The organism is Micromonospora sp. NPDC049799, assembly GCF_040656655.1.
In the GTDB taxonomy this organism is placed as follows: Bacteria; Actinomycetota; Actinomycetes; order Mycobacteriales; family Micromonosporaceae; genus Micromonospora.
This window is the reverse complement of sequence record NZ_JBFAMU010000135.1, coordinates 1-11,277: the sequence shown is the minus strand read 5'-3', so window position 1 is coordinate 11,277 and position 11,277 is coordinate 1. Positions and strand designations below refer to the sequence as shown.

Here is an 11,277-nt window from a genome sequence, read left to right as displayed (position 1 = left end):
CTCTACGACGCCGCGCACAAGGCCGGCTTCCCGCTCTACGACGTCCGGCACGAGCAGTCGGCCGTCTTCGCCGCCGAGGCGGTGGCGAAGCTGCACGGCCGGCAGCGGGCCGATCCCGGCCGGCACCACCATCCTGCTCGGCCGCGACGCCGGCGCGGACGGCCTCGCGGGGCTGAAGCCCGGCGACCCGGTCGATGTCACGTACCGCCCGAGGGCCGCCGACGGCAGCACCCTGCGCGCGGCGGTCGGCGGTGGCAACGTGCTGGTCCGCGACGGTGTGGTGCAGAGCATCGCCGACGCCACCCTGGCGCCGCGCACGTCGGTGGGCTTCTCCGCCGACGGCCGGCGCATGATCATGCTCACCGTGGACGGTCGGCAGGTCGACAGCAGGGGCGTCACCCAGACCGAGATGGGCCGGATGATGGCCGAACTCGGTGCCCACCACGCGCTCAACCTCGACGGTGGCGGCTCGTCCACGCTGCTCGCCCGGGAGCCGGGCGCGGCGGCGGTGCAGGTGGAGAACAGCCCGTCGGACGGCACCGAGCGGGCCGTGCCGAACGGTCTGGCCCTGTACGCCCCGAAGGGCAGCGGACGGCTCACCGGGTACTGGCTGGAGACCGCCAGCGACCCGACCACCGCGCCGGGCGTCTCCCCGGTGCGGGGCGGCCGGCCGGACCGGGTCTTCCCCGGCCTGACCCGCCGGCTCACCGCCGCCGGCCACGACGAGACGTACGGCCCGGCGGCCGGCGCACCGGCGTGGCGGGCCAACCCGGCGGTGCACGGCACGGTGGACGACGACGGGGTGTTCCGCGCCGGTGCGCCCGGTACCACCACGGTCACCGCCTGGCGGGACGAGGCCCACGGCACCATCGACCTCACGGTGCTCGGACCGCTGGCCCGGATCGACTCCACGGTGGACCGCGTCGGCCTCCCCACCGTCGGCGGGACGGCGCTGTTCGGCGTCGTCGGGTACGACGCCGAGGGCAACACCGCCCCGGTCGAGCCCGCCGACCTGACGCTGGAGTACGACCGCGAGCTGCTGCGCGTCACCCCCACCGCCGACGGCAACCTGTCCGCCACCGCCCTGCGCGCCAGCGGCTCCACCCTGGTCACCGTCCGCGTCGGACGCAACAGCACCGTCGTACCGGTGACGGTCGGGCTGACCGACGTGCCGGTCGCCGGGTTCGACGACGCGGCGTCGTGGACGTTCAGCCAGGCCCGGGCCAGCGGCGCGGTCGCCCCGGTGCCGGGCCGCACCGGTACCGGGCTGCGGATGACGTACGACTTCAGCCAGTCGACCGGCACCCGGGCCGCGTACGCCAACCCGCCCGCGTGGATCCCGGTCCCCGGTCAGCCGCAGGCCTTCGGCGTGTGGATCCACGGCAACGGCACCGGCGAGTGGCCGAGCCTGCACCTGCACGACGCCCAGGACACCCAGCACGTGCTGCGCGGCCCACTGATCGACTGGAAGGGCTGGCGGTACGTCGAGTTCACCGTGCCGTCCGGCGTGCAGTACCCCGTCCGGGTCCGCCGGTTCTACGTGGCGGAGACCAACGCCGCCGCGAAGTACACCAGCGAGGTGGTCATCGACGACCTGGTGGCGAAGGTGCCGCCGACGGTCGACGTGCCGGCCGAGGCGCCGCGTACCGACCGGGTGGTGCTCCGCGACGGCGCCGTGGACGGCGCGCCGTGGCGCTTCGCGGTGATGTCCGACGCCCAGTTCGTCGCGGCGGCACCGGACAGCGACCTGGTCGCCCAGGCCCGCCGTACGCTCCGCGAGGTCAGGGCGGCGAGGCCGGACTTCCTGGTGATCAACGGTGACCTGGTGGACACCGCCTACCCGGCGGACTTCGCGCTGGCGAAGCGGATCCTCGACGAGGAGCTGGGTGGAGAGATCCCGTACCACTACGTGCCCGGCAACCACGAGATCATGGGTGCGCCGATCAGCAACTTCCGGGCCGTCTTCGGCGACACCGAGCGGGTCTTCGACCACGAGGGAACCCGCTTCGTCACCCTCAACTCGTCCACCGGCTCACTGCGCGGCGGCGGCTTCGACCAGATCCGGATGCTCCGGTCGGCGCTCGACTCCGCCGCCGGGGACGACGCGGTCGGCTCGGTGGTCGTCGTGCACCACCACCCGCCCCGCGACCCGGGCGCGGCCAAGGCGAGCCAGCTCGGCGACCGGAAGGAGGCGGCGCTGCTGGAGCAGTGGCTGGCCGACTTCCAGCACCGCACCGGCAAGGGCGCCCTGTTCGTCGGCGGGCACGTCGGCCAGTTCCACGCCGACCGGGTCGACGGTGTTCCGTACGTCGTCAACGGCAACTCGGGCAAGGGCCCGTCGAGCCCCGCCGATCAGGGCGGTTTCACCGGCTGGACCGAGTTCGGGGTGGACCCGGTGACCCCCGCCGAGGCGGACCGGGCCCGCCGGAACCCGCTCGCCGAGGGTCCGCGCTGGGTGGACGCCGAGTTCCACCCGCACGTCGACGCCCTCGCCCTGGCCGCACCGGCGACGGTCGCGGTCGGCGCCGGAGTGCCGGTCACCGCGACGGTGACCCAGCCGGGCGGGCGTACGGTGCCGGTGGCGGCACCGGTGAGCGCCGACTGGTCCGCCTCGTCGAACCTGCACATCGGCTCGGTCGCCGGCCTGAAGCCCTGGCACGTGGCGCGCTTCGACCCGGTCACCGGTCACCTCACCGCCCTGCGGCCGGGCGCGTCGGTGACGCTCGCCGTCGACGTCAACGGGGTGCACGCCGAGGCGACGATCACCCTCACCACTGGCTGAGGTGCAAGGAGCCGAGGCCCGCACCGGTACCGGTGCGGGCCTCGGGTGCTAAGCGGGGTCCTTTCTCTACCGGAGGCGTTAAGAAGGGGCCCCTCCTTACAACGGGTCAGAAGTCGCCGTCGGCGACCTGGAAGACGGTCAGGCCCAGCTCGCGCCACATCCGGACCACCTGCATCCGGTCGTCGAAGACGCCGACCACCCGGTACCGGTCGGCGACCTCGCGCTCGTAGATCTCCCGCTTGACGACCGAGTCCTTGCGCGAGTCGCCCACCGCCCGCAGGTGCAGCGCCAGGTAGGGCACCTTGACGTGCCGGTCCAGCCACGCCTCGGTGGCGGCCCGGGCCGAGGCGTCCCGGCCGGAGCAGAAGACCACCCCGTACCCGGCCGCGTGCATGGCCCGCACCGCCGCGATCACCGCCGGGTTCGGCTCGTCCTCACCGACCCGGGTCATGTCGTACGGGCTGCGGGAGACGTTCAGCGCGACGGTGCCGTCGATGTCCACCAGGACGATCTCCGGCGGCTCGTCGGACGGAGGGTGCACCCGGGCCGGGCGTCCCGTCCGTGCCGTCGGCACCGGCAGCGGCAGGGCACGGCCCTCCAGGTAGCGTTCGTGCAGGCGGCGGATCGCCGCCTCGCCGACCCGGTCGGCCTCCGCCCGGGCCGCGTCACGGCGCAGGCACTCCTCGAGCGGTACGTCGGTGAAGTCGTGCACCTCGAACTCGGCCCCGTGTCGGGCGGCCAGGTCGGCCCAGTCCCGCAGGGTCCGCGAACGCAGGTTGGTGTCGTCGACGCAGACGTCCGCCCCGGCCCGCAGCAGCGTCTCCACCTGCGCCCGCTGCACGAGCGTCACGTGCCACTCGGCCCGCTGGGTGAAGAGCCGCTCGCCGTGCAGCATCCGGCGCAGGTCGTCGCGGTTGACGCGGACCACGGAGGGTTGCAGCGTCCGGGCGAAGGTCGTCTTCCCGGAGGCGGGCAGTCCCCGGGTGGCGATCAGGCGGGCCATCAGGTCCCTCCGTGTGTCGTCGGCCACGTGCCCCGACAGGGGTACGAACCCCGGCGGTCACGCCTGCGTGAATGCCCGGCCGGGAGGCGGGAATGCGTGACGGGCGGCGTACGTTGTCGAAGCCGGACCTGCTGTGCGGCCCGAGTGTCGAGCCGGCGTGGGCCCATGGCACACTGGTCAATCGGCCACCGGTTCCGGTTCACGCCCGAAATCCGTCGCGTACGCCACGACGGGGGCGACCCGGCGACCACCCACGAAAGGACCGAGGCGACATGAAGCCCAACATCCACCCGGAGTACGCGACGACTGACGTCACCTGCTCCTGCGGCAACACCTTCACGACCCGCAGCACCGCCAAGGGCGGCTCGATCCACGTCGAGACCTGCAGCGCCTGCCACCCGTTCTACACCGGCAAGCAGCGCGTTCTGGACACCGCGGGCCGGGTCGCGAAGTTCCAGCAGAAGTACGCCAAGGTTCAGGCCAAGAAGGCCAAGTAACTCCTCGTTCGACGCCCGCGTCCGGTTTTCCGCCGGACGCGGGCGTCGTCCGTATTCCGCCCCCGTCCCGCCCCGGCGCCGTCGAAGGAGCACCCGCAGCATGAGCAGCGAGCGTCTGGCCGCCCTTCTCGACGAGTACGCCGAGCTGGAGAAGCGGCTGGCCGACCCGGCCATCCACGCCGACCAGAACACCGCCCGCCGGGTGGGCCGCCGGTACGCCGAGCTGGTGCCCCTGCACAAGGCCGCCGGTGAGCTGGAGCAGGCCCGGGCCGACCTGGTGGCCGCGAAGGAGTTGGCCGCGGAGGACCCGTCCTTCGCCGGCGAGGCGGAGTCGATCGCGGCATCCCTGCCGGCGCTGGAGGAGCGCCTGGCCGAGTTGCTGATCCCCCGCGACCCGCACGACGCCAAGGACGTCATCGTCGAGATCAAGGCCGGCGAGGGCGGTGAGGAGTCCGCGCTGTTCGCGGGCGACCTGCTGCGCATGTACACGCGGTACGCCGAGCGGCGTGGCTGGCTCACCGAGGTGATCGACGCGCAGGACTCGGACCTCGGCGGGGTCAAGGACGTGTCGCTGGCGATCAAGACCAAGGGCGTCCCGGAGGGCGGCAACGGCGTGTGGTCCCGCCTCAAGTGGGAGGGCGGCGTGCACCGGGTGCAGCGGGTCCCGGTCACCGAGTCGCAGGGACGCATCCACACCAGCGCCGCCGGTGTGCTGGTGCTGCCCGAGGCCGAGGACGTCGACGTCACCATCGACCCGAACGAGCTGCGGATCGACGTGTTCCGCTCGTCCGGCCCCGGTGGGCAGTCGGTGAACACCACCGACTCGGCGGTGCGGATCACCCACGTACCGACCGGCATCGTGGTCTCCTGCCAAAACGAGAAGTCGCAGCTCCAGAACCGGGAGCAGGCGATGCGGATCCTACGGGCCCGGCTGCTGGCGGCGGCCCAGGAGGAGGCCGACGCGGCCGCCTCGGACGCCCGCAAGGCGCAGGTGCGTACGGTCGACCGCTCGGAGCGGATCCGCACCTACAACTTCCCGCAGAACCGGATCACCGACCACCGGATCGGCTACACCGCGTACAATCTGGATCTTGCTCTCGGCGGTGACCTGGACGGCGTGCTGGACGCCCTCGGGGAGGCCGACCGCGCCGCCCGCCTCGCCGGCGACCCGGAGCTCACCCGCCGCTGACGCGGCACCTTCCCCGCACTCTCACGAAAAGAGTGGTCATCCGAGGGCGGGTGGCCACTCTTTGCCGGACGTTGCCGGGCCGAGGGGTGCCCGGGTGCGAGCGGTCAGGAGGCGCGCGGGTGGTCCTTCGCGCGGGGCGTCTCCCGGTCGGCGGCCTCGAAGGCGACGACGAGGGCGGCGCGCAGGTCCGGGCCGCCGCCGCCGACCTCCGCGAAGCCGATGCTCACGCCGACCGGGGTGCCGGGCACCAGGGACTCCCAGTCCTCGGTCCGCATCGCCGCGTCGATGCGCCGCTTCACCTCCGCCGCCTCGGTCATGCCGGCGTCGGAGAGCACCACCACGAACTCGTCGCCGCCGTAGCGGGCCACGAAGTCGCCCCGCCGCATCACCCGGTTGATCACCCCGGCGACGCGTTGCAGGACCAGGTCGCCGGAGTGGTGCCCGTGCCGCGTGTTCACCGCCGTGAAGCCGTCCAGGTCGCAGACGCCGATCACCACCCGTTCGCCCCGGGCCACCACGGCGGCTACGTAGCGCTCCAGCCGGCGCCGGTTCGGCAGGCCGGTGAGCGGGTCGGTCAGCGCCTCGCCCTCGGACCGGACCGCCTCGCGCCGCATCTCCTCGTGGTCGATCCGGGCGGCGATGCCGTCGATGTAGACGTCCCGGAGCCGGTCGTTGCGCTGCGCGGCCAGCCGGAACGCCAGCCGGTCGACCCGGTGCGACCCGGCGTGGTCGCCGGCCCGGGCGAGGGCGACGCTGCGCAGTCGGGCCGGCTCGGCCGCGCCCAGCGTCTCGTTGGACACCTGGACGGTGTCCAGCCGGGTGACCGCCTCGATCGGCCGCCCCTCGGCGATCGCCACGCAGACCTGGCCGAGCTGGCGCATGTCCCGGGCCCGGGCGCTGTCGCCGCCGTGCGAGAGCAACCGGGCGGGCGCGGCGTCGGTGCCGACGTCCAGCCGGTCGCCCAGGGCCGCCCGCCGGGCGGCGGCGTAGCCGTACGCGGCGAGGCTGCTGGGCCGTAGCCGGCTGGACCGACCGGAGCTCAGGAAACGGTCGAGGTCGGCGGCGACGTCCCGCAGCACCCGCAGGCAGCCGTCGGTGTCGCCGGTGTGGTCCAGCGCGACCGCGTTGCGCAGCCGGATGCCGGGGGCGGCGAAGGTCTCCTCGGGGATGCCGGCGGCCGTCCCGAGCTGCCGGGCGCGTTCGATCGCGCTGAGGGCGTAGCCGTGGAAGCCGAGGTAGGAGTAGGCCATCGCGAGGTCGTGCCAGCCCCACGCGGTGTCCCGGTCGGGGTCGTCCACCGCGCCCAGCGCGCGGGCGGCCCGCACCAGGTGGGTGACGCAGCGGTCCAGGGCGCCCTGGTGGTGCGCGGCCAGCGCGGCGAGCGCGTTGAGATGCCCGTGCAGGTAGGGCTCGGCGAGGTCGCGGACCGCCGCGGAGGCCTCCTCGATGGCCCGGGTGTACTCGGCCGTGCGGCCCAGGTTCAGCACCGTGCAGAGCCGCTGCACCAGCGCGTCGGCCCGCGCGTACGGGTCGGTGGTGGTGCGCAGGACGGTGTCCAGGACCGCGGACGCCTCGGCGGACCGGCTGGACTCCTGGAGGTCGCGTGCCCGGATGAGGGCGTCAACCTGGTCGGTGACCCGGTCGAGCCAACCCACCCGTCACCTCCTCCTCGGTGTGCGCCTGACCGCACCCGCTCGTGCCGGCGCTGGCGACGCTTGCATGATTATGTCGTGACCACGGTGCCGCAACAGCCGTCCGAAGGGACGAGACGCGAACGGCCCTCCGTTTCGGTGTCCCGGGCGACCCGGGTGCTCGCCGATGCGGGGGTCGAGGCGCCGCGGGTGGAGGCCGAGGTGCTGGCCGCGTACGTCCTGGGGGTTTCGCGGGGGCACTTGGCCATCGCCGACGGGTTCACCGACGGGCAGCGCGAGCGGTTCGACGCGCTGGTCGCCCGGCGGGCGCGGCGCGAGCCGTTGCAGCACCTCACCGGTAGCGCCGGTTTCCGGCACCTGGAGCTGGCGGTCGGGCCGGGTGTCTTCGTCCCGCGCCCGGAGACCGAGCTGCTCGCCGGCTGGGGGATCGCCGAGGCCGCGCGGACGGCCGAGCCGCTGGTGGTGGACCTGTGCAGCGGTTCCGGGGCGATCGCCCTGTCGGTGGCGCACGAGCTGCCGGGCGCCCGGGTGGTCGCGGTGGAGCGGTCGGCCGCCGCGCTGCGGTGGCTGCGGCGCAACGCGGCGGACCGGGCGGCGGCGGGGGACCGGCCGATCGAGCTGGTGGAGGCGGACGTGACCGCGCCGGACCTGCTCGCCGACCTGGTCGGCCGGGTCGACGTGCTGCTGTGCAACCCGCCGTACGTGCCGGACGAGGTGGCCGTACCGCCCGAGGTGGAACGGCACGATCCGGCGAGCGCGGTCTTCGGCGGGGCGGACGGCCTCGCGGTGATCCGCCCGGTGGTGGCGCGGGCGGCGGAGCTCCTGCGTCCGGGCGGGGTGCTGGGCGTCGAGCACGACGACACGCACGGCACCGTGGTGCCGGCGCTGCTCGCCGCCGACGGCCGGTATGCCGGGGTCACCGGCCACGAGGACCTGACCGGGCGGCCCCGGTTCGCCACGGCGTCCCGCCGTGGCGACCGCCGGCACGCCGACCCCGGCCCGGCGTGGCAGACTGGCTCCTCGTGATGCTCTACGACTGCCGGTCGCCCGCCGACCGGGACCGCGGCATCGCCGCGGCCATCGAGGCGGTCAAGAACGGCGAGCTGGTGGTCCTGCCGACGGACACGGTCTACGGGATCGGCGCGGACGCGTTCACGCCGTACGCGGTCAAGGCGCTGCTCGACGCCAAGGGGGGCCAGGCGGCTCCGCCGCCGGTGCTGATCGGTTCCCGGCACACGCTCGACGGCCTGGTGTTCTCGCTGCCGCGCTCGGCGCGTGACCTGGTCGAGGCGTTCTGGCCGGGCGCGCTGACGATCATCGTCGAGCACTCGCCGAGCCTGCGCTGGGACCTGGGCGACACCAACGGCACGGTGGCGGTGCGCATGCCGCTGCACCCGGTGGCGCTCGAGGTGCTGCGGGAGACCGGGCCGATGGCGGTCGCGTCGGCCAACAAGGTCGGCCAGCCGGCGGCGGTGACCGCCGAGGAGGCCCGGGACCAGCTCGCCTACTCGGTGCGGGCCTACCTGGAGGCCGGTCCGGCCGCCGACCCGGTGCCGAGCACGATCGTGGACCTGACCGGTGAGGTGCCGCGGCTGCTGCGTCCGGGTGCGATCCCGATCGAGAAGCTGCGGGACGTCGTGCCGGACCTCGTCGTCGAGAGCCGGGTGGCCTGAGTGCCCCCGTTCACGGTGCTGCACGTGTGCATGGGCAACATCTGCCGGTCGCCGATGGCCGAGCGGCTGCTGGCCCTGGCCGTCCGGGAGCGGCTGGCCCGGCGGGGCGGCGTCGACCCCGGCCGCGCCGACGAGCTGGTGCACAGCCACAGCGCCGGCACCGGGGGCTGGCACGCCGGCGAGGAGATGAACCCGCCGGCAGCCCGCCAGGTCGCCACGCGCGGCGGCAGCGTGGAGGGCTTCGCCGCGCGCAAGCTGCGGTCGGATCTGATCGACGCCGCCGACCTGGTGCTCACCGCCACCGCAGACCAGCAGGAGTACGTGGTGGCGCTGCGCCCGGACGCCGCGTCGCGCACCTTCGTGCTGGGGGAGTTCGGCCGGCTGCTGGCCGCCGTCGACGCCGCCGGGCTGCCGCCGGCCGAGGCCACCGGAGCTGCCGTGTACGCCCGCGGCGTCGCTCTGGTGGAGGCCGCCCACGCGGCGCGGCAGGGTGCCGCGGCGCTGCCGACGGACGATCTCGACGACCCGTGGGGCCGGGGCGACCAGTGCTTCAGCCGGGTGGCCGACGAGATCGAGGAGTCCATCCACCCCCTCGCCATCGCTCTGCTGCCCTAATCCTTCCCGTTCACCCCGTAGGTGCGAGTTTTCTGCGGGTTTGGGGGAAAGAGGCGGCGAACAAGGTCATTCGGGCCATTCTGAACGGGTCCTGACGGCTCCGGCGGGGAGAGCTGATGACCCGGGCACACCTTCACAAACTGATGACCGTACTCATGGCCGGCGCACTCGCCGGACTGGTGCTCGCGGCGGCGGCCCTCCCGGCCGCGCTGGTGTTCGGGATCGGGTTCTCGGCGCTCGCCGCGCCCTACTCCGAGCTGCCGAACTCGCTGCGCACGCCACCGACCGCCCAGCGGTCGAACCTGTACGCCAACGACGGCACCACCCTGATCACCTCCTTCTACCAGGAGGACCGGGTGGACGTGCCGCTGGCCGAGGTGGCGCCGGTGATGCGCCAGGCGATCATCGCCGCCGAGGACTCCCGGTTCCACGAGCACAGCGGCGTCGACGTGCGCGGCGTCATCCGCGCCTTCACCGTCAACCAGCGCGACGGCGCGACCCGGCAGGGCGCCTCCACGCTGACCATGCAGTACGTCCGCAACGTCCTCGGCAGCGATCCCCGGCTCACCGAGCGGCAGCGCCGCGCGGCCACCGAGATCACCACCGCGCGCAAGCTCCAGGAGATGCGGTACGCGCTCGCGCTGGAGCGGGAGCTGAGCAAGGACGAGATCCTGGCCCGCTACCTCAACATCGCCTACTTCGGTGCCGGCGCGTACGGGGTGGCGGCGGCGAGCAAGAGGTACTTCTCCAAGTCCCCGGCCAACCTGACGCTGGCCGAGTCGGCGCTGCTGGCCGGGCTGGTCCAGTCGCCGGACACCGACGACCCGATCAACGGTGACGCGGACGCCGCCCTCGGCCGCCGGGCGTACGTGCTGGACCGGCTGGTGGAACTGGGGCAGCTCGTGGCCGACGAGGCGGCCCGCGCGAAGGCCGAGCCGATCAACCTGCGGCCCAGCGAGACGCCGAACGACTGCACGGCGGTGCCGGAGGCGCACAACGACTGGGGCTTCTTCTGCGACTGGTTCACCCGCTGGTGGAACGCCCAGCCGGCGTTCGGCGCGACCGTCGACGAGCGGCAGCTCAGCCTGCGCCGCGGCGGGTACTCGATCGTCTCCTCGTTGGACCCGGCGGTGCAGCGGGCCACGACCGAGCAGGTGCGGCGCCTCTACGGGCCGAACGACCGGTACGCGGCACCGACCGCGGTGGTCCAGCCCGGCACCGGCCGGGTGCTGGCGATGGCGGTGAACCGGAACTACAGCGTGCAGGCCAACCCGGCCGGGCAGAAGAACCGCCCGAACACCGTCAACCAGCTCGTCGCCGGGGGCGGCGCGATCGAGGGTTACCAGGCCGGGTCGACGTTCAAGCTCTTCACCATGCTGGCCGCGCTGGAGTCCGGGCTGCCGCTGCGGACCGAGTTCGACGCCCCGGACCGGATCGTCACCGGCTACCCGGTGACCGGTCCGACGAGCTGCGACGGGTACTGGTGCCCCCGCAACGCCAACTCGTCCGTCGACGGGCGGCACACCATGTGGACCGCCTTCGGGCTTTCGGTGAACACGTACTTCGCGTGGCTGGCCGAGCGGGTCGGCGCGGACCGGGTGGTGGAGATGGCCGAGCGGCTGGGCATCGTGTTCCGGTCCGCCGACGACGCGGGGCTGGCCCGGCACGGTGCCCGCACCTGGGGGCCGTTCACCCTCGGCGTCTCGGCCACCACCCCGCTCGACGTGGCCAACGCGTACGCCACCGTGGCGGCGGAGGGCACGTGGTGTGCGCCGCTGCCGGTCGTGTCGGTCACCGACGCCGCCGGCCAATGCGCTGGTGAGCGCGAACACGTTCCGGACGTCGTCGTCCACGATCAGCACCGTC

Annotated in this window: 9 protein-coding genes and 1 pseudogene; 8 read left to right on the top strand and 2 right to left on the bottom strand. The window is 73.9% G+C overall.

Annotated features, from left to right (window positions below; all coding sequences use genetic code 11):
* Positions 1-93, top strand: a pseudogene (locus AB0I76_RS13190) (thiamine pyrophosphate-binding protein); the annotation flags it as partial.
* Between the two features lie 19 nt (positions 94-112).
* Complete coding sequence (locus tag AB0I76_RS13185; protein WP_357034124.1) at positions 113-2,782, top strand: phosphodiester glycosidase family protein; 2,670 nt, start codon at positions 113-115, stop codon at positions 2,780-2,782.
* Between the two features lie 106 nt (positions 2,783-2,888).
* On the opposite strand, the gene AB0I76_RS13180 is transcribed toward AB0I76_RS13185, so the two are convergent.
* Positions 2,889-3,785 carry an AAA family ATPase gene (locus AB0I76_RS13180; RefSeq protein ID WP_357034120.1) on the bottom strand — a complete coding sequence of 299 codons (897 nt, stop codon included), beginning with the start codon at positions 3,783-3,785 and terminating at the stop codon, positions 2,889-2,891.
* A 272-nt stretch (positions 3,786-4,057) separates the two neighbouring features.
* Here AB0I76_RS13180 and rpmE point away from each other — a divergent pair, with 272 nt between their 5' ends.
* On the top strand, positions 4,058-4,282 hold the full coding sequence (gene rpmE / locus AB0I76_RS13175; protein ID WP_357034118.1) for a 50S ribosomal protein L31: 225 nt from the start codon (positions 4,058-4,060) through the stop codon (positions 4,280-4,282).
* Positions 4,283-4,382: 100 nt separating this feature from the next.
* A complete protein-coding gene (gene prfA / locus AB0I76_RS13170) occupies positions 4,383-5,471 on the top strand; it encodes a peptide chain release factor 1 (RefSeq protein ID WP_357034116.1) in 1,089 nt (362 codons plus the stop codon).
* A 104-nt stretch (positions 5,472-5,575) separates the two neighbouring features.
* On the opposite strand, the gene AB0I76_RS13165 is transcribed toward prfA, so the two are convergent.
* Entirely contained in the window at positions 5,576-7,126 is a 1,551-nt protein-coding gene (locus AB0I76_RS13165) for a GGDEF domain-containing protein (RefSeq protein WP_357034114.1), read from the bottom strand.
* Positions 7,127-7,201: 75 nt separating this feature from the next.
* Here AB0I76_RS13165 and prmC point away from each other — a divergent pair, with 75 nt between their 5' ends.
* The 4 genes from prmC to AB0I76_RS13145 form a co-directional block, all read left to right on the top strand.
* Positions 7,202-8,149 (top strand): peptide chain release factor N(5)-glutamine methyltransferase, encoded by a 948-nt coding sequence (prmC, locus tag AB0I76_RS13160; RefSeq protein WP_357034112.1) that lies wholly within the window; start codon positions 7,202-7,204, stop codon positions 8,147-8,149.
* Positions 8,149-8,796 (top strand): L-threonylcarbamoyladenylate synthase, encoded by a 648-nt coding sequence (locus AB0I76_RS13155; RefSeq protein ID WP_357034122.1) that lies wholly within the window; start codon positions 8,149-8,151, stop codon positions 8,794-8,796. The genes prmC and AB0I76_RS13155 overlap by 1 nt, the downstream gene beginning before the upstream one ends.
* Complete coding sequence (locus tag AB0I76_RS13150) at positions 8,797-9,411, top strand: phosphotyrosine protein phosphatase (RefSeq protein ID WP_357034110.1); 615 nt, start codon at positions 8,797-8,799, stop codon at positions 9,409-9,411.
* Between the two features lie 116 nt (positions 9,412-9,527).
* On the top strand, positions 9,528-11,277 hold a 1,750-nt coding region (locus tag AB0I76_RS13145; protein ID WP_357034108.1), incomplete at its 3' end, for a transglycosylase domain-containing protein.